Annotated in this window: 21 protein-coding genes; 8 read left to right on the top strand and 13 right to left on the bottom strand. The window is 71.0% G+C overall.

Annotated elements, in window-relative coordinates; all coding sequences use genetic code 11:
- Positions 1 to 19: 19 nt before the first annotated feature.
- The 6 genes from mgtE to CHAN_RS12225 all read left to right on the top strand — a co-directional run bounded on the left by mgtE (position 20) and on the right by CHAN_RS12225 (position 8,632).
- The gene (gene mgtE, locus CHAN_RS12200; protein WP_290290120.1) at positions 20 to 1,429 is read left to right on the top strand and encodes a magnesium transporter; all 1,410 of its coding nucleotides are present in this window, start codon (positions 20 to 22) and stop codon (positions 1,427 to 1,429) included.
- An 86-nt stretch (positions 1,430 to 1,515) separates the two neighbouring features.
- A complete protein-coding gene (gene ald, locus CHAN_RS12205; RefSeq protein ID WP_290290122.1) occupies positions 1,516 to 2,619 on the top strand; it encodes an alanine dehydrogenase in 1,104 nt (367 codons plus the stop codon).
- A gap of 152 nt (positions 2,620 to 2,771) precedes the next feature.
- A complete protein-coding gene (locus CHAN_RS12210) occupies positions 2,772 to 4,559 on the top strand; it encodes an AMP-binding protein (protein ID WP_082144597.1) in 1,788 nt (595 codons plus the stop codon).
- A 455-nt stretch (positions 4,560 to 5,014) separates the two neighbouring features.
- Complete coding sequence (locus tag CHAN_RS12215; protein WP_290290124.1) at positions 5,015 to 5,635, top strand: excalibur calcium-binding domain-containing protein; 621 nt, start codon at positions 5,015 to 5,017, stop codon at positions 5,633 to 5,635.
- Between the two features lie 227 nt (positions 5,636 to 5,862).
- Positions 5,863 to 7,677: a ribonucleoside triphosphate reductase gene (locus CHAN_RS12220; protein ID WP_290290126.1), complete on the top strand. Its 1,815-nt coding sequence runs from the start codon at positions 5,863 to 5,865 to the stop codon at positions 7,675 to 7,677.
- Positions 7,667 to 8,632, top strand: a complete 966-nt coding sequence (locus CHAN_RS12225) for an anaerobic ribonucleoside-triphosphate reductase activating protein (RefSeq protein WP_290290129.1) — start codon at positions 7,667 to 7,669, stop codon at positions 8,630 to 8,632. The genes CHAN_RS12220 and CHAN_RS12225 overlap by 11 nt, the downstream gene beginning before the upstream one ends.
- 210 nt (positions 8,633 to 8,842) lie before the next feature.
- On the opposite strand, the gene CHAN_RS12230 is transcribed toward CHAN_RS12225, so the two are convergent.
- Positions 8,843 to 10,051, bottom strand: coding sequence for an acyl-CoA dehydrogenase family protein (locus tag CHAN_RS12230; RefSeq protein ID WP_048744054.1), 1,209 nt, complete (start codon positions 10,049 to 10,051; stop codon positions 8,843 to 8,845).
- Positions 10,052 to 10,087: 36 nt separating this feature from the next.
- Positions 10,088 to 11,512, bottom strand: a complete 1,425-nt coding sequence (locus tag CHAN_RS12235) for an acyl-CoA dehydrogenase family protein (protein ID WP_290290131.1) — start codon at positions 11,510 to 11,512, stop codon at positions 10,088 to 10,090.
- Positions 11,513 to 11,959: 447 nt separating this feature from the next.
- Here CHAN_RS12235 and CHAN_RS12240 point away from each other — a divergent pair, with 447 nt between their 5' ends.
- Complete coding sequence (locus CHAN_RS12240; RefSeq protein ID WP_290290133.1) at positions 11,960 to 12,538, top strand: hypothetical protein; 579 nt, start codon at positions 11,960 to 11,962, stop codon at positions 12,536 to 12,538.
- A gap of 14 nt (positions 12,539 to 12,552) precedes the next feature.
- Here the strand turns inward: CHAN_RS12240 and lysS are convergent, their stop codons facing one another.
- The 9 genes from lysS to CHAN_RS12285 form a co-directional block, all read right to left on the bottom strand.
- Positions 12,553 to 14,103 carry a lysine--tRNA ligase gene (gene lysS / locus CHAN_RS12245; RefSeq protein ID WP_290290135.1) on the bottom strand — a complete coding sequence of 517 codons (1,551 nt, stop codon included), beginning with the start codon at positions 14,101 to 14,103 and terminating at the stop codon, positions 12,553 to 12,555.
- 88 nt (positions 14,104 to 14,191) lie between these two features.
- Positions 14,192 to 15,784 carry a polyamine aminopropyltransferase gene (locus CHAN_RS12250; protein ID WP_290290137.1) on the bottom strand — a complete coding sequence of 531 codons (1,593 nt, stop codon included), beginning with the start codon at positions 15,782 to 15,784 and terminating at the stop codon, positions 14,192 to 14,194.
- Positions 15,781 to 16,287, bottom strand: a complete 507-nt coding sequence (locus CHAN_RS12255; RefSeq protein WP_082144595.1) for a DUF350 domain-containing protein — start codon at positions 16,285 to 16,287, stop codon at positions 15,781 to 15,783. The genes CHAN_RS12250 and CHAN_RS12255 overlap by 4 nt, the downstream gene beginning before the upstream one ends.
- 51 nt (positions 16,288 to 16,338) lie before the next feature.
- On the bottom strand, positions 16,339 to 16,755 hold the full coding sequence (locus CHAN_RS12260) for a DUF4247 domain-containing protein (protein WP_290290142.1): 417 nt from the start codon (positions 16,753 to 16,755) through the stop codon (positions 16,339 to 16,341).
- Positions 16,752 to 17,324 (bottom strand): DUF2617 family protein, encoded by a 573-nt coding sequence (locus CHAN_RS12265; protein ID WP_290290144.1) that lies wholly within the window; start codon positions 17,322 to 17,324, stop codon positions 16,752 to 16,754. The genes CHAN_RS12260 and CHAN_RS12265 overlap by 4 nt, the downstream gene beginning before the upstream one ends.
- Before the next feature lie 2 nt (positions 17,325 to 17,326).
- On the bottom strand, positions 17,327 to 17,953 hold the full coding sequence (locus CHAN_RS12270) for a DUF4178 domain-containing protein (RefSeq protein ID WP_290290146.1): 627 nt from the start codon (positions 17,951 to 17,953) through the stop codon (positions 17,327 to 17,329).
- A gap of 570 nt (positions 17,954 to 18,523) precedes the next feature.
- Positions 18,524 to 18,937 carry a hypothetical protein gene (locus tag CHAN_RS12275; RefSeq protein ID WP_290290148.1) on the bottom strand — a complete coding sequence of 138 codons (414 nt, stop codon included), beginning with the start codon at positions 18,935 to 18,937 and terminating at the stop codon, positions 18,524 to 18,526.
- A 45-nt stretch (positions 18,938 to 18,982) separates the two neighbouring features.
- Positions 18,983 to 19,999, bottom strand: a complete 1,017-nt coding sequence (locus CHAN_RS12280) for a carbohydrate kinase family protein (protein ID WP_290290150.1) — start codon at positions 19,997 to 19,999, stop codon at positions 18,983 to 18,985.
- A 71-nt stretch (positions 20,000 to 20,070) separates the two neighbouring features.
- Entirely contained in the window at positions 20,071 to 22,203 is a 2,133-nt protein-coding gene (locus tag CHAN_RS12285) for a PhoX family protein (protein ID WP_290290152.1), read from the bottom strand.
- A 223-nt stretch (positions 22,204 to 22,426) separates the two neighbouring features.
- On the opposite strand from CHAN_RS12285, the gene CHAN_RS12290 reads away from it, so the two are divergent.
- Positions 22,427 to 24,091, top strand: coding sequence for a dihydroxyacetone kinase subunit DhaK (locus CHAN_RS12290; RefSeq protein ID WP_290290153.1), 1,665 nt, complete (start codon positions 22,427 to 22,429; stop codon positions 24,089 to 24,091).
- A 30-nt stretch (positions 24,092 to 24,121) separates the two neighbouring features.
- Here the strand turns inward: CHAN_RS12290 and CHAN_RS12295 are convergent, their stop codons facing one another.
- Both CHAN_RS12295 and CHAN_RS12300 read right to left on the bottom strand, forming a co-directional pair.
- Complete coding sequence (locus CHAN_RS12295) at positions 24,122 to 24,361, bottom strand: helix-turn-helix domain-containing protein (RefSeq protein ID WP_048739844.1); 240 nt, start codon at positions 24,359 to 24,361, stop codon at positions 24,122 to 24,124.
- Positions 24,361 to 24,972 (bottom strand): hypothetical protein, encoded by a 612-nt coding sequence (locus CHAN_RS12300; RefSeq protein WP_290290159.1) that lies wholly within the window; start codon positions 24,970 to 24,972, stop codon positions 24,361 to 24,363. The genes CHAN_RS12295 and CHAN_RS12300 overlap by 1 nt, the downstream gene beginning before the upstream one ends.
- Positions 24,973 to 25,117 lie beyond the last annotated feature (145 nt).

A 25,117-nucleotide genomic window follows, 5' to 3' on the forward strand; every position in this document is an offset into this window, starting at 1 on the left:
TTCGGATAGGGTCGGGGGCATGACCACCTCCCGCGACCGACTCGAGTTCGACGTCCTGGCCGACCATCTGGCGCTGATGCTGGCGCAGGAGGATCTGGCGTCGATAGAGAAGCTGATCCGGGACATGCCGCCGTCGGATCTGGTCAACGTGCTGGAGCGGGAGGACCCGGATGACCGGGCGATCATTTACCGGCTGCTGCCGCGCGAGCTGGCGCTGGAGGTGTTCGACCGCTTCAACGGGAGCATGCGCGCGGAGCTGCTGACGGGGCTTCGCGACGAGCACGTCGTCGGCGTTTTCGAGCACCTCGACCCCGACGACCGCGCGGCGCTGGTCGACGAGCTGCCCGCGTCGGTGTCGGCGAAGCTGTTTTCCGGGCTGTCGGAGAAGGAGCGCAAGCTCACCGCCCCGATGCTCGGCTACCCGTCGGGCGCGATCGGCCGCCACATGTCCACGGAATACGTGCGGGTGCGTCCGGGGATGACGGCACGGGAGGCCATCGCGCACGTCCGAGCCACCGGCGAGGGCGCCGAGACCGTGTACCTGCTCATGGTCACCGACGACCACCGCCGCCTCGAGGGCGTGGTGGGGCTGCGGGACCTGATCTTCGCGCTGGATGGCGAGGCCGGCGGTAAGGACGGCGAGGGCGGCGAGGCAGCCGGCGACCCCTTGACCGTCCGCGACCTGATGAAGGCCCCGGAGTCGGTGACGGCGTCGGAGGACGCCGAGACCGCGGCGCGCCGGGCGGTGCGCACCACCCACCTGGTCACGCCGGTGGTCGACGAGGAGGGGCGGTTGATCGGCATCCTGACCATCGACGACGCCAACCGCATCATCGACCGCGCCGACGAGGAGGACGCCGCCCGCGCCGGCGCGTCCGAGCCGCTGGACCGCCCGTACCTGGTCACGTCGGTGGCCACGCTGGTGCGGTCGCGCATCGTGTGGCTGCTGGTGCTCGCGCTGTCGGCGATCCTGACGGTGCAGGTGCTGGAGATGTTCGAGGACGCGCTTGCCAAGGTGGTGACGCTGTCGCTGTTCATCCCGCTGCTCACCGGCACCGCCGGCAACACCGGCTCGCAGGCGGCGACGACGGTCACCCGCGCCCTGGCCGTCGGCGAGGTGCGGCTGCGCGACACGTGGAAGGTGGCGTGGCGCGAGGTCCGCGTCGGCGTGACCATGGGCGTGCTGCTGGGGCTGATCGGCGCGGTGGTCGCGGGGGTCGTCTACGGGCTCGACTTCGGGCTGATCATCGGGCTGACGCTGGTGTCCATCTGCACCATCGCCGCCACCGTCGGCGGCATCATGCCGATGATCGCCCGGGCCATCAAGGCCGACCCGGCGGTGTTCTCCACGCCGTTCATCTCGACGTTCTGCGACGCGTCGGGCCTGATCGTGTATTTCCTCATCGCGAAGGCGGTGCTGGGGCTCTAGGCGCCCGCGCCCCTCGGGACTGGTGCGGCCCTCCCCGTCGGGGCCATGATTGTGGGAAACCCCGTTTCCCCGACCAGGAGCACCCCATGCGCATCGGAATCCCCCGCGAGATCAAGAGCGGCGAGCATCGCGTCGCGGCCAGCCCGTCCGGAGTGGCGTCGCTGACGCGAGCCGGGCACGAGGTTCTCGTGGAGGCCGGGGCCGGCGAGGGGTCCTCGATGCCGGACCGGGCGTACGCCGACGCGGGCGCGACGATCGTCGATTCCGCCGAGGAGGTGTGGGCGAAGGGCGATCTGCTGCTGAAGGTCAAGGAGCCCATCGGCCCCGAGTTCGACCTGATGCGCCGGGACCAGATCCTGTTCACCTACCTGCATTTGGCGGCGGCCCCGGAGTGCGCGCGGGCGCTGCTCGACGCCGGCACGACGTCCATCGCCTACGAGACCGTCACCGACGACCGCGGCGAGCTGCCGCTGCTGACGCCGATGAGCCAGGTCGCCGGCCGGCTGGCCGTGCAGGTGGGCGCGTACCACCTGATGAGCCACTTCGGCGGCCGCGGCATCCTGCTGCCCGGCGTCCCCGGCACCCGCCCGGCGCGGGTGACCATCATCGGCGCGGGCCAGGTGGGCGCGTCGGCGGTGGCGATGGCGCACGGCCTGCGCGCGGACGTCACGGTCCTGGACCTGGATCCGCGGGCGCTCAAGCGCATCGACGACATCTACCGCGGCACGGTGGACACCGTCTTCTCCACGGCCCACGAGATCGAGCAGGAGCTGCTCCAGGCGGACCTGGTCATCGGCGCCGTGCTCGTCCCGGGCGCGAAGGCCCCGACCCTGGTGCCCGACGACCTGGTCGCCCGCATGAAGCCGGGCGCGGTGCTGGTCGACGTGGCCATCGACCAGGGCGGCTGCTTCGAATCCTCGCGCCCCACCACCCACGACGACCCGGTGTACCGGGTCCACGACACCCTCTTCTACTGCGTGACCAACATGCCCGGCGCCGTGGCCAACACGTCGACGCAGGCGCTGGCGAACTCCACCCTCCCCTATGCGATGGCCCTGGCCGAGCACAGCTGGCCCGGCGCGGCGGAGGTCCTGCCCGGGCTTGCCGACGGGCTGATGACGCATGAAGGGACGCTGCGCAACGGGTACGTCGCCGAAGCCCTCGATCTGGACCACGTCCCCGCCCGGTGACGCGCTGAACCGGTGCCCGCGCGGGCCGTCGACAAGCGAAAATGCGGGCCCCGCACCGGGCCCGGGGTTTTCCCGGAAAAAGCCCTCGCGGTGACTTACGCCACGTATATGGTTCTTTTTCACAAGGAACCCATAGAGGAGGCGCGAGCCAGATGTCCGAGAAGATCGACGTCCACGCGACGACCAACGCCGACACCGCGGAAATCGGCGCCGCGGAGAAGTTCCGCGCGCGAGCCCGGAAATCGCTGCGCGGCACGGGCGACCTCATCCGGGGCCTCGCCCCGGTGACCAAGGCCGGCGTGCTCGGCGCGATGGGCCCGGGCGCGATGGGCAAGGCCGCCCACTCGATCTACCGTTGGGACTTCCTGCCCTCCGGGCTGCTCGGCATCGCCGCCGCGCGCGACCCCCACCACACCGCCATCATCGACGACGGCGGGTCGATGACGTACTCCGAGTTCCACGACAACGCCAACCGCCTCGCCCGCGCCCTGCGCCACGGCGACATCCGGCCCCGCGACCGCATCGGCGTGCTGTCCCGCAACCACCGCGGCTTCCTGCTCGCCCTGTGCGCCCACGGCCGCCTGGGCACCGACCTGGTGCTGCTCAACACCGGCGCGTCCGCCGAGCAGACCCGCTCCGTCATCCGCGAGCAGAAGATCGACTTCCTCTTCATCGACGAGGAATTCACCCACATGCTCCCCGAGGACTTCGACCAGTGCCCCGTCGCCGTGTCGTGGCTCGAGGACCACACCGACACCTCCTGCGTCCGCGAGGGCTGGACGTCGATGCGCGAGATGCTGCGCACCGCCCCGCCGGAGGCCTGGCCCACCGCGGACCTGCCCACGCGCCCCCGCCGCGGCCGCGTGATCATCCTGACCTCCGGCACCACCGGCACCCCGAAGGGCGCCCGCCGCCCGGAGCCGAAGTCGTGGATGCCTGCGTCGTCGATCATGAGCCGCATCCCCCTGCGCCACAACCGGCCCGCCTACCTGGCGGCGCCGCTGTTCCACACGTGGGGCTTCGCGACGGCCCAGCTGTGCATCGCGCTGCGGTCCACCATGATCCTGCGCCGCCACTTCAACCCCACCGACGCCCTGAACATCGTCGAGGCGCACAACCCCCACACGATCTTCGTCGTGCCGACGATGCTGCAGCGCATGGTCGAGGTCATGCCCGACGACTACGACGTGAGCACGTCGCCGCTGAAGGTCATCGCGTCGTGCGGTTCGGCGATCCCCGAGCACATCGTGAAGACGACCCTCGACCGCTTCGGTCCCGTCCTGTACAACCAGTACGGCTCCACCGAGGTCAGCTGGGCGACCATCGCCACCCCGGCGGAGCTCGCCCAGAACCCGACCACCGCCGGCCGCGCACCGCTGGGCACGCGCGTCTCCATCCGCGACGCCGACGGCAACGAGCTCGGCGAGGGCGAGACCGGCCGCATCTTCGTGGGCAACGGCATGCTCTACGAGGGCTACACCCGCCCGGGCGCCGACAAGGAGATCATCGACGGCATGGTCTGCACCGGCGACCTCGGGCGCCTGGAGAACGGCATGCTGTACATCTCCGGCCGCGAGGACGACATGATCGTCTCCGGCGGCGAGAACGTCTTCCCCCGCGAGACCGAGGACGCCCTGTCCAACCTGCCCGGCATCCGCGAATGCGCCGTCGCCGGCGTGCCCGACGACCGCTTCGGCCAGGCCCTGGTCGCGTGGGTCGTCCGCGAGGATTCGCCGGAGGGCGAGGCGCTCACCGACGAGTCGATCCGCACCTTCGTCCGGCAGCGCCTGGCCCGCCACTCGGTGCCGCGCGAGACCGTGTTCATGGACGAGCTGCCCCGCAACGCCGTGGGCAAGGTCGTCCCGCGCATGCTGCCCAAGCCGTGGGAGGGCGACGGCGCCCAGCTGGTCGGCCAGGATCAGCTGCGCCCGGCGGGATAGGGATCCGGTGGCCGCGGGCGCACCGCCCGGGCCACCCTAACGGGGTTAACCGGATTTCCGCCCGCGCGGTGGGGCGGGCCATTATGACGGGGCCATTCGTCCCCGGCCCGCCGCGATCGCGGGCCCCTGCCGAAGAAAATCTCGTGAACCCGCAATTCCGTTCTCCCCGCACCCCCCTCCCCCACGACACCGGTCGCACGCGTCGCCCGCTGCGGCGCGTCGCGCTGAGCGCGTTCGCCGCCACCTCGCTGGCATTGGCCGCCTGCGGCTCGCCCGGCGGCACCGTGGACGCGGAAGCACCGTCGAGCACTTCTTCGACGTCGAGTTCCGCTCCGTCTTCCCGGACACCTTCCTCGACGTCCACCAGCTCGCGGTCCACCACGACGCCGTCCGCCAGCCCCACTTCCGCCACTTCATCGTCGGCCACCCCGACGCCCACCACGACGCCGTCCACGATGGCTCCGGCCCCGATCGTGGCCCCTGCGGTGGTCCCCGTTGCGACCCCGCCGACGTACGCGAACTGCGAGCAGGCTTTCGACGCCGGCGCCGCGCCGCTGTACGCCGGGGACCCCGGTTACGGCCCGGAACTCGACCCCGACGGAGACGGTGTCGCCTGCCCCATCGCCGACGAGGCCGGCGCCACGGATGCCGCAGAGGCCCCGGTCGCCCCCGCGGGGATCATGGGAGACCCCGCTCCCGAACCGGAGCCCGAGCCCGCGCCCGAGGCAGCGCCTGCGCCAGACCCCACGCCCGAACCGGAGCCCGCTCCCGAGGCAGAGCCTGCGCCCGAGCCCATCCCCGAGCCCACCCCGGCAGCCGAACCGGAGCCCGCGCCCGAGCCGGAACCCGAGCCGGCTCCCGAGCCCGCTCCTGCTCCGGCACCCGAACCCCAGCCCGAGCCCGCACCCGCGCCCGCTCCGGCTCCGGCTCCGGCTCCGGTCACCGGTGGCGGCGGTGACGTGTACTACCCCAATTGCAAGGCCGCCCGCGCCGCGGGTGCCGCGCCGATCCTGGCGGGAGAGCCCGGCTACCGCGCCGCACTGGACCGCGACAGGGATGGCATCGCCTGCGAGTAACCCCGCCGGACGATCCCCGGCGGCCGCCGCGCGAAACCGCGGCGGCCGTCGCCCCTCCCTCCCCCGAACGGAGGGGCAAACAGTCGGCGTCGATAGCGGCCACACAACTTATGGCCGCTCGACAATGGTGCAGCCCCACATCTTGTGGCGGTTCCCGTCGATACGTGTAAGTAATGTCACGATTCACCGAATCCCATTTATGTGATTCGGGTTTTAGGGTGAGGGCCATGACGCCCTCTTCCCCGCACCTCATCGACCCCTGCTCCACCATCGACGAGTACCTCGACCGCGCGGACTGGCGGATCAACGCCAACGCCAACCAGGACTTCAGCCTGGGCGGGATGATGCTCAACACCTCCGGCAAGGTGGTGGCCAACTACTGGCTGGACCACGTCTTCGCGCCGGAGGCCGGCGCCGCGCACCGCGAAGGCGCGATCCACATCCACGACCTCGACATGCTCGCCGGCTACTGCGCGGGCTGGTCGCTGCGCGCGCTGCTGGAGGAGGGCTTCGGCGGCGTCGCCGGCGCCGTGTCCTCCGCCCCGCCGAAGCACCTGACGTCGGCGCTGGGCCAGATGGTCAACTTCCTGGGCACGCTGCAGAACGAGTGGGCCGGCGCGCAGTCGTTTTCCAGCTTTGACACCTACCTCGCGCCGTTCGTGCGCCTCGACGGGCTGGACTACGACCAGGTCGAGCAGGCGATCCAGGAGTTCGTGTTCAACCTCAACGTCCCGTCGCGGTGGGGCACGCAGACGCCGTTCACGAACCTCACCTTCGACTGGGTCTGCCCGCCGGAGCTGCGGGATCAGATCCCCTTCGTCGGCGACGAACCCGCGGATTTCACCTACGGCGAGCTGCAGGCGGAGATGGACATGCTCAACCGCGCGTTCATCGAGGTCATGGGCCGCGGCGACGCCTCCGGCCGGGCCTTCACCTTCCCCATCCCCACGTACAACATCACCCCGGACTTCGACTGGGACCACCCGAACGCCCGCCGCCTGTTCGACATGACGGCGCGCTACGGCCTGCCGTACTTCCAGAACTTCATCAACTCCGACCTCGACCCCGGCCAGATCCGGTCGATGTGCTGCCGACTGCAGCTCGACCTGCGCGAGCTGCTCGCCCGCGGCAACGGCCTGTTCGGTTCGGCCGAACTGACCGGGTCCATCGGCGTGGTCACGGTCAACTGCGCGCGCCTCGGGTTCCTCCACGCCGGCGACATGCCGGCCCTGCTGGCGGAGCTCGACGATCTGCTCGCACTCGGGGTGGGGGTGCTCGAGGCCAGGCGCCGGACCGTCGCAAAGCTCATCGACGACGGGCTGTACCCGTACACCAGGCGGTGGCTGCCGGGCCTGGACAATCACTTTTCGACGCTCGGCGTCAACGGGATCAACGAGATGGTCCGCAATTTCACGGGCGACGCCGACGACATCACCACGGCGCGCGGGCACCGGATGGCCGCGGACCTGCTCGACCACATCCGCGCCCGCCTGGTCGAGTTCCAGGAGGAGACCGGCCACATGTTCAACCTGGAGGCCACGCCGGCGGAGGGCGCGACGTACCGTTTCGCGCGCGAGGACCGGCGCCGGTACCCCGGGATCCTGCAGGCCGGCACGGACGACGAGCCGTACTACACCAATTCCTCCCAGCTGCCCGTCGGCTACACGGATGACCCGTTCCGCGCGCTGGCGGAGCAGGAGGATCTGCAGTCGAAGTACACCGGCGGCACGGTGCTGCACCTGTACATGGGCGAGGCGCTGAATTCCGGCGATGCTTGCGCGGCGCTGGTCCGCCGGTCGCTGGAGAATTTCCACCTGCCCTACGTCACGGTGACGCCGACGTTCTCGGTGTGCCCGGTGCACGGGTACCGGTCCGGCGAGGTCGACGCGTGCCCGACCTGCGGCGGCGAGGTCGAGGTGTGGACGCGCGTCATGGGCTACTTCCGCCCGGTGTCGTCGTTCAACGTGGGCAAGAAGGGCGAGCACCACGAGCGGCTGGCCTTCGCGCAGGGCCATCTCGCCTCGCAGGGTCATGTCGCCTGATTCGCTTTGCGACGTCGCCCCGGCTCCCGTGCCCGTCGCGGGCGTGGTGCCCTTTTCCTCCGTCGATTGGCCGGGGACGCTGGCGGCGACGCTGTTCCTGCAGGGGTGCCCGTGGCGCTGCCCGTATTGCCACAACCCGGATCTTCGGGATGCGGCGAAGTGCGGTGACGTCGGGGCGGCGGCGCATGACCTGGAGTGGCGCGGGGTGCTGGACCTGCTGGGCGAGCGGCGGGGGCTGCTCGACGCCGTGGTGTTCACCGGCGGGGAGCCGACCATGCACCGGGGGCTCGGCACCGCAATCGACGCGGTGCACGACATGGGCTTCGCCGTGGGACTGCACACGTCGGGCTGCTACCCGGAGGCGCTCGGGCGCATCGTGCGGGAGCACTGCCCCGAGTGGATCGGCCTGGACGTGAAGTCCGATCCCCGCGACGCGCAAGCCTATGCGCGGGTCGCGTACGGCGGCGGGGACTTTGGCGGAGGTGAGCACGGCGGCGGGGAGGCCGGCCGCGGCTTCGCGCCGGCCCAGCTCGTCGCCGGCGCGAAGGTGCTGCGCAGCCTGGAGATCGTCGCGGGAGCGATGATGGGCGCGGCGCCGGGAGCAACGGCGGGGGCCGAGCCGGTTCCGGACGGGGCAGGCGCCCGACGGCCGGCGCTCGAGGTCCGCACCACCGTGTGGCCGGATTCACCGGCGGTCGCGGGCGTGCCGGGCATCGCCGACGTGCTCGCCGGCGTGGCCACCGAGCCGGGTGCGGAGTTGGCCACGGAGTTTGAGGGAAAGGCCGCATTCACCTGGGCCATCCAGAAGGCACGGCCCGACGGGGTGTCGCCGGACGCCGAGGCCGCCGCCGGATTCCGCGCCGACCGCCCGGGATGGGCCGATGAGTTCGATGAGCTCGTCGCCGGCGCCCGCGAGCGGCTGCGCGGCACCTCGGTGGCGGTCATCGGCCGGTAGCCGCCGCGGCCGGCGCCGCATCGGCGAATCACCGCTCCGCAAAGACCCGAGAGCGCGAGAAACCCCGGACGCTCACGGCGATGTCCTTGGATGGCATCGCGGAAGCGTCCGGGGTTTGCTCCGCTCCCGCCGGGGACGGGCGGGAGTTTTCGGCAAGCGGGTGGGCCGGGCCGCATCAGGGGCGGTCCCCGGGCCCCCTCCCCTACCGGGCTACTTCAGTTCCTTCGAGCTCAGGCCCAGCACGCGGCGGGCCACGACGAGCTGCTGGATCTGCTGCGTGCCCTCGAAGATGTCCAGGATCTTGGAGTCGCGGGCCCACTTCTCCAGCAGGTTGCGCTCCGAGTAGCCGTAGGCGCCGGCCAGCTGGACCGCGCGCAGGGTCACGTCGGTGCCCATGCGGCCGGCCTTGGCCTTCGACGCCGAGGCCTCGAGGGTGTTCGGCTGCTTGTTGTCGGCCATCCACGCGGCGCGCAGGGCCATGAGGTACGCGGCCTCCCAGTCGGACTCGAGGCGGATGTACTCGGCCACGGCCGCGGACTGCGAGAAGGCGGGGGCGTCGTAGTCGATCTCGACGCCGGCTTCCTCCAGGATGCGGCGCAGCTCCTCGAGCGCGGCGCGGGCGACGCCGATGGCCATGCCCGCGACCAGCGGACGGGTGTTGTCGAAGGTCGCCATGGCGCCGGCGAAGGACTTCTTGACGTCGATCTCCGGGGAACCGAGCAGGTTCTCGGCGGGGACGCGGACGTCCTCCAGGCGCAGCACCGCGGTGTCGGAGGCGCGGATGCCCAGCTTCTCCTCGAGGCGCTCGACGGTGAAGCCCGGGGTGCCCTTCTTCACCAGGAAGGACTTGATGGCCGCGCGGCCGAGGGACTTGTCCAGGGTCGCCCACACGACGACGGAGTCGGCGCGCTCGCCGGAGGTGACGAAGATCTTCGTGCCGTTGAGCACGTACTCGTCGCCGTCCTTGCGGGCGGTGGTGGTGACGGCCGACGAGTCGGAGCCGAACGACGGCTCGGTGATGGCCATGGCGGCCCACGTCTTGCCGAAGCTCTCGAGCTGCTCGTCGGTGGCGACGGCGGCGAGGGCGGAGTTGCCCAGGCCCTGGAAGGGCAGGGACAGCGTCAGGCCGACGTCGCCCCAGCAGGTCTCGATGACGTTGAGCAGCGACGCCATGTTGCCGCCGTTCTTGACGCCGACGCGCTTCTTCTTCTCGTCGCCGCGGCCGCCGGCCGCGCCGGAGAAGGACGTGCCGCCATCGGCCATGCCGTCCATCAGCGACGCGAGGGTGTCCAGCTCACGCGGGTACTCGTGCTCGGCGAGGTCGTACTTTCGGGATACGGGCCGGAAGATTTCCGCCGCGACCTGGTGCGCCTGACCGGCGCCCGCCCGGAGGAACTTCGGCAGTTCGAGGTTGATCATTTCGGATCCTCTTTCAATTCTGAAGTGTCTGGCGGTTTACAGGACGACGATGCCCTCGGCGATGCCGATGGCGCGGAGGTCTCGGTACCAGCGCTCGACCGGGTGCTCCTTGATGAAGCCGTGGCCGCCGAGCAGCTGGACTCCGTCGGAGCCGATCTTCATGCCCTTCTCGGTGGCGTAGTGCTTCGCCAGGGCGGCCTCGCGGTCGAAGCGGCGGCCCTGGTCGGCGCGGGAGGTGCCGCGCAGGAGGATCATGCGCAGGCCGTCGAGCTCGATCTTGATGTCGGCGACCATGAAGGCCACGGCCTGGCGGTGCGAGACCGGCTCGCCGAAGGCCTCGCGCTCGTTGACGTAGGGCACGACGTAGTCGAGGACGGCCAGGGAGGTGCCGGCGGCCAGCGCGGCCCAGCCGAGGCGGGAGCGGCGGAGGATGTCGCGGTACTCTTCGGCGGCCTGCTCGGCGGAGATCTGCTCGCCGCCGAGGATGGCGTCGGCGGGGACGCGGACGTCCTTGAGCACGAGGCGGCCGAGTGCGGCGCCGCGGAGGCCCATGGACGGGTCGGCCTCGACGTGGAGGCCCTCGGCGGAGGACTCGACGATGACCAGGGCGGGGCTGCCGTTCAGCTCGACGCCGACGATGAACAGCTCGGCGGCGCCGGCGTTGGGGACCAGCGACTTGACGCCGTTGAGCACGAGCTCGTTGCCCTCGCGGCGGGCGGTGGTCTCCGGCTTCAGCGGGTCGAAGAGGGGGCGCGGCTCGGAGAGCACGACGGCGGCGGCGGGGACGTCCTCGCCGGCGAAGGCCGGGAGGTAGGTCTTCTGCTGGGCGTCGGACCCGTGGGCGGTCAGCGTCGCGGCGACGCCGGCCGGGGCGAGCACGGCCAGGGCGAGGCCCATGTCGCCGTAGGCGAGGGCCTCGGCGACGAGCGCGTTGGTGGTGACGTCCTCGCCGGTGGCGATGCCCTCGAAGGACTCGGGGACGTTGATCAGCGATACGCCGAGCTCGGCGGCCTCGGACAGGAGGGTCTCCGGCGGGGTCGCCTCGTGGTCGCACTTGGCGGCGGCGTCGCGCAGGCGGGACTCCGCGAACTCCTTCACCGTCTCGACGATCATCTGCTGATCCTCGGTCGGGGTGAGGTCGAAGAGCTTCTTGGACGGGGTCTTCGCGGGCTCGGCGGAGGCGGCGTCGTCCGGCGCCGCGGCCTGCGCGTCGCGGGCGGGGCGCTGCGGCTTGCCGGAGCCGGCGACCTTCTTGAACTGGCGGTTGGCGGCGCCCAGGGTCTTGAACCCGGACTTGGTCGACTGGTAGATCACGCGATCGAGCTTCGGCTGCAGGTCGTACTTCTGGGCGAAGTCGGAGCCGGTGATGGACGTGATGAACCGCATTGCCGCGCCGATCGCGTCTCGACCGGGGTTATTGCGGCCGACGGTCGAATCCTCGCGGTTCTTCTTCTCGCTCATGGGTTCATGGCCTTTCGAGTCAGAACTGTTACTGGGATAACGATAAAGCCATCTCGTGATCGTTGTCACATCTTTTGGCAGAACTACCCCTAAATTGGCACTATCGCCGCCCCCGTAACGCACCCCCGCGCGAAACACGAGGTCAGCGTCATATTTCGCTTGACGACGAACGTGGAAACGGCGTTATCGCAGGTATGCGCCGTACACGCGTCGCCAAGCCCTTCCGACGGCGCCGAATTCGCTTCGCCTGCGAGCCCCGCGGCGCAGCCGGCATCATGGCGGCACCGCCGCACCGTCCGCCGGGCGCCGCCCGCATCCCGGCCCCGCGGGAACGCCCCGGGGGATCGTTCGGCATGCGCGCCCCGGGGCAACCCGGGATCCCCCGCGTCACCTCCCCGTCACGCGCCCGCAACCTTTCGTTTCCCTTCGGCCGTTAGCGTCCCGCCCATGGACATGGTCGGCGGCGCGTCGGGAAGATCGGGAACCGGGGCATCGGTGGCGGCGGGCATCGGGGCACTGCTCGCGGCGTCGGTGGTCCCCAAGGCGCGGGCCGTGCGGACGGGCGGCATCGACGCGACGGACCTCGCGGTCGTCGCCCTCACCCCTACTTCCGTGACGCTGGCGTTCGCCTCGCGCACCGCCCCGCACCCCGCCTTCGGCCCCGTGCGCCCGACCGTGCCGACGCTCGGCGAAGTGGCCATGGCCCCGGCGGACGACCCCGCGGTGATGGCCGACCCGGTCGGCCCGGCGGCCATCCCCGGACCCGGCGGCACCTGGGCCCGGCCCGGCATGCCGGAACTGCCCGTCGTCGCGGCTGGCGACTCCGGCACGGGCGTCCACGTCATCACCGTCGACGGCCTGGAACCCGGCCGCGAGTACGTCTTCGAGTGCCGCTGCGACGGCACCCCGGCGACTCCGGGGCCCATGACGGAGAACCGGCCGGACTCACCCGAGGTGTGCGGGCGCATCACCACGCCGGCCCGTCGTCAAGCAGCCGGGCCCGTGGCCCGGAAACCGCGAGCCTAGTTCTGCTCCGGAGCCTAGTTCTGCTCGGGCTTCACGATCGGGAACAGCACCGTCTCGCGGATGCCCAGGCCGGTGAAGGCCATGAGCAGCCGGTCGACGCCCATGCCCACGCCGGTCGTCGGGGGCATGCCCTGCTCCATGGCGTGGAGGAAGTCCTCGTCGAGGACCATCGCCTCGTCGTCGCCGCCGGCGGCCAGGCGGGCCTGGTCCTCGAAACGCTCGCGCTGAATGACCGGGTCGACCAGCTCGGAGTAGCCCGTGGCCAGCTCGAAGCCGCGGACGTACAGGTCCCACTTCTCGGTGACGCCCGGCTTGGAGCGGTGCTGGCGGGTCAGCGGCGAGGTCTCCACCGGGAAGTCGCGGACGAAGACGGGACCGTCGAGCTGGTCCTCGCACAGCAGCTCCCAGATCTCCTCCACGAGCTTCCCGTGGCCCCAGCCGCCCTTCTCGGGCACTTCCAGGCCGATGGCGTCGGCGATGGCCTTCAGCTCGTCGACCGTCGAGTCGACGGTGACCTCGGGCTGGCCGGGGAACTTGCGGGCCAGGGCCTCGTTGAGCGAGGGGTACATCTCCAGCTGCTTCCACTCGCCGCCGAAGTCGTACTCGGTGCCGTCGGCCAGCGTCACCTTCGTGGACCCGAACACGGCCTCGGCGATTTCCTGGATGACCTCGCGCACGGTGCGGGCGGAGTCGTCGTAGGTGCCGTAGGCCTCGTAGTACTCGAGCATGGCGAACTCCGGCGAGTGCGACGAGTCGATGCCCTCGTTGCGGAAGTTGCGGTTGATCTCGAAGACCTTCTCCATGCCGCCGACGACGCAGCGCTTGAGGTACAGCTCCGGCGCGATGCGCAGGTACAGGTCCAGGTCGAGCGCGTTGGAGTGGGTGACGAACGGGCGGGCGGCGGCGCCGCCGTGGAGGGTCTGCAGCATCGGGGTCTCGACCTCGAGGAAGCCGCGGCGCTCCAGCGCGTGGCGCAGCTCGCGGATGACCTTGATGCGGGTGACCGCGTTGTCGCGGGCCTCCGGGCGCATGATCAGGTCGGTGTAGCGGTGGCGGACGCGCTGGTCCTCGCTCATGTCGGAGTGCGCGAACGGCAGCGGGCGCAGCGACTTCGACGCCATGGTCCACTCGGTGGCCATGACGGACAGCTCGCCGCGGCGCGACGCGATGACGCGGCCGGTGATGATGACGAAGTCGCCCATGTCCACGTCGGACTTCCAGGCGGCCAGCGCGTCCTCGCCGACCTCCTTCAGGCTGAGCATGGCCTGCAGCTGCGTGCCGTCGCCCTCCTGCAGGGTGGCGAAGCACAGCTTGCCGGTGTTGCGCACGAAGATGACGCGGCCGACGACGGTGACGACATCCTGCGTCTCCTCCCCCGCCTCCAGGTGGCCCCACTGCTCGCGGACCTGCGCCAGGGTGTGGGTGCGCGGGACCTCGACCGGGTAGGCCTCGCCGCCGTCGGCCAGCAGCTTGGCGCGCTTGTCGCGGCGGATGCGCAGCTGCTCGGGCAGGTCGGTGGCGGGCTTCTGGGCCTGGTTCGGGGCGGGGTTCTTCGCGTCAGTCACGGTTTCACAGGGTAGCCCACCGCTTTACGACGGCATATCCGGACGCGTTCCGGCCCGCCCGCGCGTGCGTGCCCGGACCGTGCTCGGCCTATTCGCCGGCGCGCCGCCAACCGCGCCGCAGGTCATCGACGATGGCGGGGGCGGCCAGCGTGCTCGGTTCGAGGACGCGGGGGGCGTTGTCGGCGCCGAAGACCGTGGCCGCCGCGGCGACGTCGGAGGTGAGGAAGCGCAGCGGCGGCGCCCCCGGCGGCAGCGTGACCTCGGGGCCGGGGCCGGCGCCGAGCGTGGCCAGCCCGAATCCCCAGTCGCCGAAGGTGGGCACGTGCACGTGGTAGGGGGTCGTCGCCCAGCCCGCCGAGCGCATGGTGGAGATGGTGCGCCAGAAGGCGTCGGGAGTGGAGAACGGCGAACCGGCCTGCACTGCCAGCCGGGCGCCCGGGGCGGCGACGCCGCGGATGAGCCCGTAGAACTCCTGCGAGTACAGCCGCCCCAGCACCGGGGTGTCGGGGTCGGGCAGGTCCGCGTAGACGACGTCGAAGCCGCCGGCGGGGATGTCGCGGGGCTTTGCCGAATGGCCGCGCAGCCACGCGAAGGCGTCGTCGATGACGACGTCGACGCGGGGGTCGTCGAGCGAGCCGCCGTTGTCGGCGGCCAGTTCGGTGCGGGCGAGCTCGACCACGCGGGGATCCAGCTCCACCTGGACGATGCGCTCGATGCCCGGCATGCGCAGCAGCTCGCGGGCGACCAGCCCGTCGCCGCCGCCGAGGATCAGCGCCGTCCGGGGGTTGGCGCCGAGTGCCGGGTAGACCAGGGATTCGGTGTAGCGGTACTCGTCGCGGCTGGAGTACTGCAGGCCGCCGTCGAGGTAGAGGCGGGTGTCCTTGCCGGAGCGGGTGATCACGATCTCCTGGTAGTCGCTGTGCTCCGCGTGGACGATCGGCGCGGCGAACAGCGCCTGCCGCGCGGTGACCTCGACCTGGCGGACGGTGAACAGCAGCGTCACCAGGGCGACGGCCGCGGCGAGCAGCACCGCGACGGCGACGGCGAGCGCGCGGCGCGTGAGCATCCGGCGCAGCAGCAGCGACGCGATGAGCAGGGCCGCGGCGACGTTGATCAGCCCGGCCACCGCCGTGCCCCGGAGCATGCCGAACACGGGCAGGACGATGAACGGCCACGACAGGCCGCCGATGAGCGCCCCGAGGTAGTCGGCGGCGTTGAGGTTGGCCACCACCGCGCCGGATTCGGCGGCGGTGGCTCGGCGGCCGTGCTGGAGCAGCGTCATCAGCAGCGGGACCTCGGCGCCGACGAGCACGCCGATGGCGATGGTCGCGATGGTCAGCGCCGACAGGGAATCCCCGGTCACCGCGAACGCCAGGTACAGCAGCGTCGCGGAGAACCCGCCGACCAGCCCGAGCGCCGCCTCGACGCCGAGGAACGACGCCGCCGCCCACCGCACCAGCGGCTTGGCCAGCAGGGCGCCGAGGCCCAGCGACGCGACGTAGCCGGCGACGATGACCGAGGTGGCCACGACGTCGCCGCGCCCCAGCGACGCGGACAGCGCCAGCAGCGCGAGTTCGTAGATCAGGCCGCACGCCGCGCAGGCCGCGACGGAGGCCAGCAGCAGCGCGCGCCAGAGCCGGCCGGGGGCCGCGTCCCCTTCGCTCACCGACTGCCGCGTCACGACAGCGCGACGGCGTTGATCAGGCCGATCACGACGAGCGTCACCCCCGCCATCACGGCGCGCGGCCGCAGCTTGGCATCCATGACCACGTCGCGGAAGCGGCCCGGCACCAGCGCCTCGAGCACCAGCAGCGCCAGGCCCTGCGCAACGATGCCGATGGCACCGTAGATGAGCGTTTCCGCGATGCCGATCCACAGCCGGTCGTCGGAGGCCCTGATCACCGACACGATGATCATGCCCAGCGCGATCTGCTGCGCGGAGGCCAGCGCCGCGGCGCCGGCGCGGTTCTCCACGAAGACCAGCTCGCGCAGGTTGCCCGGGGTGAGCAGGTCGAGCACCACGAACCCGACGGCGAGCACGACGATGCCCGTGGCGAAGTACGCGATGGTGGCGGGCACGCCGACGGCGAGCTGTTCGCCGAGCGACTCCGCGGCGGGCTCGACCGCGCCGCGGGCGGCGAGGAAGAAGTCGTAGGTGCCGTTGTCGTTGAGGGCGTTGGTCATCTCGGGGCTCCTTGGCTCATGCGGGGTGGATGTCGGAAAAGCGGTTCGCGGTCATTTCGCGCCACCCCAGGATCCGGAGTTGCCCCCGGATCCGCCGGCGGGCGAGGACGGCCCGAAGCCGGGCCCGAGGAAGATGAATCCGCCGTGGGAGTACCTGCGGTCGTGGGTTTCCGCGGTGATGCGGCATCCGTCGGCGCCGCCTTCGACGATGACGGTGCGCCTCTTGGTGCGCAGGTACGCCGCGCCCTCGTGCTCCTGGTACGCCTGGGGGCGCAGCCGTTCGCGGAGCTCGCGGCCGACCTTGATGGGATCGTCGTTGCCGCAGCTCCACGTGGTCACGCCGGCGGGGCTGCCGGTGCGTTCGTACCGGTCGTCGATGGTGCCCTCGACGGACCTGGCCCCCGAGAAAGCGCCGACGATGATCAGCAGGGTGCCGATGATGATCAGGACGATGCCGCCGCGCTTCATCGCTCCGCCCCCTTCCGCCAGACGGACTCGGTGGCCACGACTTCGCCGCCGCCCGCGTCATCGGGGTACAGGTGCCAGGTCCGCCAGCGGTATCCGCCGGGGACGGCGTCCCCGCGGACGGCGGTGATGGCGCCGTCGGCCCCGGGGAACTCCGCGACGAGGGCCGACGGGTCGTCGCAAAGCCCCCGCATGCGCGTGACGACGGAGCCGAAGCCCTCCTCGCCCAGCTTTTCGACGCGGATGGCCGGGGCGTGGGGGATCCGCCCGGCGGCGTGGAGCGGGACTCCGCCGGGGGCCGTGCAGGACAGCTCCTCGACGTGCTCGGGCGCCTCGGCATCGCCGACGAACGCCACGTGCGAGGAACCGAGGATGCCGAGCGTCAGCGGCGGTTGCGCGGGCAGGGACCCGGCCGCGGATGAGCGGGGGTCGATGACCACGCTCGCGAGCATCGCGGGCACCGCGCCGCCGATGGAGAGACGCAGGTCCGCGGCGCGGACGTCGGCGAAGGGCACGTCGAGGGCGATGGCGCCCGCGGCGGCCGGAGCCATGGTGCCGATTGCGCTGCCCATGGTCACTGGCCGTCGTTGCCGGAGGCGGGGAACTGGCCGTTGGGGTCGGTCGGCGCCGAGTACACGGTCAACTCGCCCGGCGAGACCCGGTGGCCGAACGACGCCTCCCACGGGCCGTTCGGGGACCAGCGCTCGAGGCCGAGCAGACGGCCGCCGTCGGCCTCGTAATCGATGTACTCCATCGTCCCCTCCGGCGGCAGGCCGGTGGTGCCGACGGACCGGTAATGGGCCGTGCCGCGATCCTGCTCGCGGTACTCGATGCCCTCGATGACCAGCGGATTCGTCGGCTGGTGGGCGCCCGGGTAACGCTGCCACCAGGTCAGCTCGACCTCGGCTTCGTCCTCCTCGACGCCGAACCAGGCACCGTCGCGGCCGCCGTCGAGCAGGTGCTCCCACCAGCGGAACGGGCCCTCGCTGAGCGCGAGGGTGCCGCGGACGACGTGATCGTGGCCCTCGCGCCCGATGATCGCGCCCGGGGCGATGGACGTCGGCCCGAACTTGCGGAACTCGCCGGTCAGCAGCGGATCGTTGTACCGGGGGCCATCGTCGGTCTCTTTCTTCTGGGCCATGACGACCAACACCACTCCCAGGATGACGATGACCACCCCCACCACGATGATCAGGTTCATGTCCCGCCCTTTCGTCCGATCCGGTTACCATCTGCGCCCCGGCGCCCGATGCGGGCGAGGAGCTTCCGTGCAGCAAAGGATACGGGCGGTGCCGGATCCTGTCCGGGCGCCCCGCGAAAAACGCCCCGAATCGCGGCCTGCGGGGGCGGGAGGCGGGGCGGCACCGGGCGGTGCCGGCTCTCAACCGCAACCTCCCTGGCAAACCCACCCCGAATGCGCAGGCCCACCCCGAATGGTGCCCGGCCTAGGCAACCTCCGTGGCAAACCCACCCCGAATGCGCAGGCCCACCCGTTACAGCGGGTGGGTCTGCGCATTCGGGGTGGGTTTGCATGAAGGGACGCGGCCCCGACCGGGTAGAAGACGGGGCGGCGGCGCTCAGGTGGACGGCGCCCCGGTAGCCGGCGAGGGCATGGTGTTGCTCAGGTGGACGGCGCCCCGGTAGCCGACGGGGGCGGCGGCGCTCAGGTGGGCGGCGGGTCGGCACCGGGCGCGGTGATGTCCCCGGTAGCCGGCGAGGGCATGGTGTTGCTCAGGTGGACGGCGCTCCGGTAGCCGGCCGGGCGGAACGCCTAATCGGGGAATATCGCCACTTCCGCCGAGCCATAGTCGAGGATTTCAAAATCGCTCTCCCGGATCTTCATCCCACGCCCATGCTCGACGTCGCCCGAGACCCAGAACTGGAGGCCGAACACCAGATCGGCGTCCACCAGCTCCGACAGGATCGCGATTCTCACCAACTTGAACGCCTCATCGTTGGCGGGATCGATGCTCGACGCGTCGGCTTCGAGCCGGCGTTCCGCGACCGGCAGCCATTCCTCCACCCGGTCGATGAAGCGCCGGATCCTCTCCCGGCTTTCGTCCCCGACCGGCTCATACGCGGAATCCAGGTCGTCGCTGATGCTCAGGAAGATCTCCCCGACCCCGCCCTTCACGTCGACGAGCACCTCGAAGCCCTCGTCTTCCCCGAAAACCAACTCCTCCATGGCGTTCCTCTCCCGGCTCACCCGCCCGCTTCAACGAGTCCCGGGTCACTCCCCGTCCAACTCCGCGCCCGTCGGCGGATTCGCCCCGGCGCGGGAGACCGTGATGGCGGCCGCCCGCACGGCACGATCGAGGATCGGCTCCCACTGCTCCGGCCCCCAGCGCCGGACCAGGTCCGCGGGGGTGCCACCGCCGGCTCCGTGCAGCCGCGCGTCGATCTCGGCGACGATCGTGCCCATCACGGTGTCGCCCGCGCCGATCGTGTCGGCGACATCCACCTTCGGCGCCGCGGCGGACACCGCACCGTGAGCCGTGAACGCCGTCGCGCCCCCGGCCCCTTCCGTCAGCACCACGGCACCTCCGAACTCCGCGGCGATCTCCGAACACGTGCGGTGGGCATCGATGCGCGGGTCGTCGTAAAGCCAAGCCAAATCCGCATCGGAGAGCTTCAGCACCGTGACGTGCGGCAACCACGAGCGGAACCGCTCCCGGTACCGGGCGGGGTCGGAGATGATGGCCGGACGGACGTTCGGGTCGAGCGCGACGACGCGGCCGCGGTCGGCCTCGCGGAAGAGGATGGTCTCGTAGACCGACGCGCCCGGCTCGAAGACCAGGGAGCACGTGCCCAGGCACACCACGTCGGCGTCGATCGGCCCGGGATCGGCGACCAGCCGGTCGGCGGAGCCCGCCCAGTGGAAGTCGTAGGTCGCCGACCCGTCCGCGTCGATCTGCGTCACGGCCAGCGTCGTCGGTTCGCCGCCGCGCTGCACGTGGGCGACGTCGACGCCCGCCTCTTCCAGGCGCTCCAGCCCGGCGCGGCCGTAGGCGTCGTTGGACACCCTCGACAGGAAAGCGACCTCCGCCCCCTGCCGCCCCGCTGCGATGGCCACGTTGAACGGGCCGCCGCCCAAATGGGGCCGCAGATCGGGCCCCGCCGGCGCGGTGCCCGCCGCACCGGCCGCCTCCCCCGCCCCGGCACCGCCGCTCTCTCTTCCGTCGCCACCCGGGTCCGTCCCCGGGACGGGCACCAGGTCAACCAACATTTCTCCGCCAACGACGATCATGGCCCCACCTTAAGGAAGGTGGGGCCATGACGGAAGGTCAACGCGGGAACCTCCCGCGATGGACCGGGGTTTTAGGCACCGATCTTGCCGCCGTCGGCGCGGACGACCTGCACGACCGCCGGGCGCGGCTGGGCGTCGCCGCCCTCGGGCCAGTGCGAGATCGGGTCGGCCGGGGTGGCGTCGTCGTCCTCGCCCGGGTGCTGGACGTTGACCATCACGCGCTTGCCCTCGACGATCGGGCCGCAGGTCTCGGCGCCGACCGGCACGGTGAGGAAGCACTTGACCTCGCCGCGGCGCTCGCCCTCGACGGCGACGGCGTAGAGGCCGTCGTTGGACTTCAGGGCGTTGCCGTCGGTGGAGATCCACAGGTTGCCGTACTCGTCGAACGCCAGGTTGTCGGGGCAGGAGATCGGCGAGACGGACTTCTTGTCGAAGCCGCCGAAGTAGGAGTACGCCTCATCGGGGTCGCCGCAGACGAGCAGCAGGTTCCACTTGCCCTTGGTGCCGGCGTGGTCGTCCTCCATCTCCAGGACGAGGCCGTTCTTGTTCTCCGTGATCGGGGCGACCTCGGTCGGGCCCTCGTAGGGGCGGCCCGCGCCGTCGGTCGACTTGTCCGGCTTGTTGTCCTGGACGCCCTGGTCGCCGCCCTTGGACATGCCGCGGTACTTGTTGTTCGTCAGCGCGGCGTAGACCTTGCCGGTCACCGGCGACGCCTCCACGTCCTCCGGGCGGTCCATGCGGGTGGCGCCGACCTTGTCGCCGGCCAGGCGGGTGTAGACGCAGACCTCGGCGGCGTCCATGCCGTCGACGTGGGACTCGCCGGAGCCGTCGGCCTTGGCGGTCATCAGCGGGATCCACTCGATCTCGCCGTCGAACTTGCCGTCCTCGGGCAGCTCGCCGGAACCGTCGATCTGGTCGGCCGGCGAGTTGCCGTTGAACTTGGCCACGTACAGGGTGCCCTCGTTGAGGATGCCCATGTTGTGCTTGAGGTCGCCCTCTTTGACCTTGCGGGAGGAGACGAACTTGTAGATGTACTCGAAGCGCTCGTCGTCGCCCATGTAGCAGACGACGGTGCCGTCGTCGGTGACGTGGATCTGGCCGGCTTCGTGCTTGAAGCGGCCCAGGGCGGTGTGCTTGACCGGCGTCGACTTCGGGTCGGACGGGTCGATCTCGACGATCCAGTAGAAGCGGTTCGGCTCGTTCGGCTCCTTGGAGAGGTCGAAGCGGTCGTGGTACTTCTCCCAGCCGCGGTCGGACTTCTCGTTCTTGATGGCGTAGCGGGAGTACTTGTCCTTCAGCTCGTCGTCGTCGACCTTGTCGATGCCGCCGAAGTACTGGTCGACGTTCTCCTCGCCGGAGAGCATGGTGCCCCACGGGGTGATGCCGCCGGAGCAGTTGTTGAACGTGCCGATGACCTTCTTGCCGCTCGGGTCGGCCTTGGTCTTCAGCAGCTCGTGGCCGGCCGCGGGGCCGGTGACGGTGAACTCGGTGAAGCCGGTGATGCGGCGGTTGAGCTCGTGGCCCTTGATCGGCTTGAGGAAGCCCTTGTCGTCCTCCTCGACCGCCAGCACGGTGTGGCCGTGGGCGGCGATGCCGATGTTGACCTGCTCCTCGGTGGTCTTCTCGACGTCCCAGTCGCGGAACATCATCGGCTCGGTGGTGTACTCGTGCGAGCAGACGTAGACCAGGGTGCCGTCGGTCGCCTTCAGGACGCCGGCGAAGTCGTTGTTGAAGCCGAACTGCTTCTTCTGGGCCTCGGCGGTCTGCTTGTCGAAGTCCCACTCCGGGGCGCCGTCCTCGACCGGGTCGCCCCAGGCGATGAGCACGTTCTGCTCGTAGCCCTCGGGGATGACGACCTCGTCCTTCTCGTTCGGCTCGACGACCGGGAAGCGCATGCCCTCCAGGGCCTCGCCGCCCTTGCCGTCCTTGCCGGTGGTCGCGGTGGTCGTGCCGCCGTCGCCGTCGCCGGAGGTGCAGGCCGCGAGCAGCGACGCGCCGCCGAACGCGACGGTGGCGGCGCCGCCGGCCTTCAGGGCCTGGCGGCGGCTGTACGCGCGCTTGGCGACGTCACCGAAGTACTCGTTCGCCGAAAACTCGTTGGGGGCCTCGTCGCGGCACGCGTTGCCGCACTTGTACGTGCAGGTCAGGGAGCTACGGGAAGAAGCGAACGGGTTCTTCAGCAGGTTCTTGTTGATCAGCGCCACGGCGCACCTCATTCATTTCTGGGCTGGCTTCATGGGGTCGGCCCCACCGGCGGAACGCTCCGCGGCGGGGCCCAGACGCAGAAAAGGTTAGGACGCCCGGGTGGACCGCCGGTGATTGAAAGGTGACGCTTAAGTTAACGGTTGGTGAGCATCCGTATCGGCGGGAACTTTTCGGCGGTTTCCGGCGCATGCCGGATGTGCCGGCGGCCCGTACCGTCGTGGCATGGGCGCATTCTTCGACGACGCGACGACTCCGTACCGATTGGGCCTGGCCGGCATGGTGGCCGGGCGCTCCGACATCGCCTGGCGCGACCGGGGCTTCCTCGAGCTGACCGACCGGAAGAAGGGCGTGGCCCTGGTTTCCGGCGGCGGCTCGGGGCACGAACCGCTGCACGCCGGCTTTCTCGGCGAGGGCATGCTCGGGGCGGTGTGCCCCGGGCACATCTTCACGTCGCCGAACGCGCGCCAGGTGCTGGAGGCCACCCGCGCCGTCGACGACGGCTCCGGCGTGGTGCACGTGGTGAAGAACTACACGGGTGACGTCATGAACTTCGGCGTCGCCGCCGCTCTCGCGGCCGAGGAGGGCATCCGCGTGGAGACGGTGCTGGTCGGCGACGACGTCGCCACCGACTTGGGGGACGGGAACGGCGACGGAGGCGGGAACGGTGACGGCGACGGGGTGGCCGGCGGATCCGGCGGCCCCGGGCGCCGCGGCACGGGTGCGACGATCCTGGTGGAGAAGGCCTGCGGCGCGGCGGCCGCCCGGGGCGCGGAGCTCGGGGTGGTCGCGGACGTGGGGCGCAACGTCGCGCGCCGCGCGCGGTCGATCGCGATGTCGCTCGGCGGTGCCCGCACCCCGGGTTCGGCGGAGTCCTTCTCCCTCGCCGACGACGAAGCCGAGTTCGGCGTGGGCATCCACGGCGAGCGCGGCGTCGACCGCCGCAAGCGCATGTCGGTCGAGGACGCCGTCGCCGAGATGATCGACGAGGTCCACGGCGCCGCGGGCTCCCCCGACCGCGTACTTGTCCTGGCCAATGGCCTCGGCGGCATCGCGGGCCTGGAGCTCGAGGCGATTCTGGCGCTGGCCTGCGGCGAACTGGAATCCCGGGGCGCGCGCATCGAACGGACGATGTGCGGGAACTACATCACCGCGTGGGACATGGCCGGGTTTTCGCTGACGGTGCTCGGCGTCGACGACGATCTGCTCGACTTGCTCGACGCCCCCACCTCCGCGCCGGCCTGGGACGCCCCGGCCCCCTACTCCGGCGTTCCCGAGATTTCGGATGGCGCGCTCGACGACCTGCCCGCGGCCGACTCCGGCCCGGCACAGCCGGAGCTGTCCGCATGGGTCGAGCGGGTCCTCGCCGCTTCCGACGAGTTGACGGAGCTGGACCGAAAGGCCGGCGACGGGGATTTCGGAGTGAACATGCGCGAGGCGCTCGCCCCCTTCGACCTGCCGTTGCGCGGCACGGTCGGCGCAGTGCTCCACGCGCTGGGCGAGTCGTATCTGGTTCGGGCGGGAGGCACATCGGGGGCGGTCTTCGGCCTGTTTTTCGCCACGATGGGCGCCACCGCGGGGGACGCGGAATCCCTGTCCGACGTGGATCTCGCCGCCGTGGCCCGCGCTGGCCTCGACGCGGTGGTGGAGCTGGGTGGGGCGCAGGTCGGCGACGGCACGGTCGTCGACGCGATCGAACCGGCGGTGCTGGCGCTGGAGGACGGCGGCACGCTCGCCGACGCCGCGCACCATGCGGCCACCGGCGCGGAGGCGACCGCTGATCGGGTCGCGGGCAAGGGGCGGGCGAGCTACGTCGGCGACGCCGCGAAGGGCGTCGCCGACCCGGGTGCGCTGGTCATGGCCCGGTTCTTCGAGGCGCTTGCCGGCTGAGGGCGGGCGGTGCAGGCCCCGGCTTTTGCTTTACGACGGCTCGACGGAGAACAAGTCTCCCGGGGTGCACGCCAGCGCGTCGCACAACGCCGTCAGCGTCGAAAAGCGAACTGCCTTGGCACGGTCGTTCTTCATCACCGACAGGTTCACCGTGCTGATGCCGACCATCTCGGACAGAGCCCGGAGCGTCAGGCCCCGCTCCTCGAGCAGCCGGTCGAGGTGGCAGCGGACCCGGTGGCCGTCGGCCTCGGCGGCGGGAGGGGGAACCATCAGACCAGGCCCTCCGTGTCCCGCTCCAGGACGCTGGCCCGGCGGATGGCCACGGCGACGAGCGAGAGGGTCATCACCAGCACGTACATGACTATGAAGTCGCTGGTGTCGATCGCCGGAATGCTCAACCAGTCCCGGCCCAGGTCGCGCAGCACCATGTTGCCGCCGAGCATGCCCACGAAACCGGGCACGAGCAGATAGAAGATGAGCGCCCAGCACAACGCCGACACCCACCGGTACGAGCCGAGGGTGAAGAAGTCACCGCGCAGGAAGTTGCGGGTGAGACCCGCGGCGCACAACACCACCACCAGCAGGGCCGCCGCCCCGATCCAATGGGCCGCCCACAGGAAATTCGCGGCACCGTCGGAAATGGCCTCGCGGGAGACCGCCCGGCCCTCGTCGACCGCGGCGTCGCCGGCGATGCGGGCGACCTTGGCGGGGACGCCTTCGCCGTCGAGCAATGGGCGCAGCGCGTGATTGAGCAGCAGAAGCAAGGCCAAGGCCAGCGCGGCACCCGTGGCGTAGATGTCGATGCGTTCGCGGCGCGGCGTCGCGGGCTCCGGATAGCGGCGCCCGTCGCGCCGCCGTGTTTCGTCGTTCCAGGTGGACATGTCGGCCTCCTCGGACCTTGATGCGGAGGGTAACGAATGTCGATACCCCATCGATATTCGTTACCCTACTGCGCGACGCCCGCCAGCGCAATGTTTTTCGTTATGTTTTTCCGTGACCTCGCTCCAACCCCCACCCAGGCGACCC

Origin of the sequence: Corynebacterium hansenii, from assembly GCF_030408795.1 — a bacterium.
Taxonomy (GTDB): Bacteria; Actinomycetota; Actinomycetes; order Mycobacteriales; family Mycobacteriaceae; genus Corynebacterium; species Corynebacterium hansenii.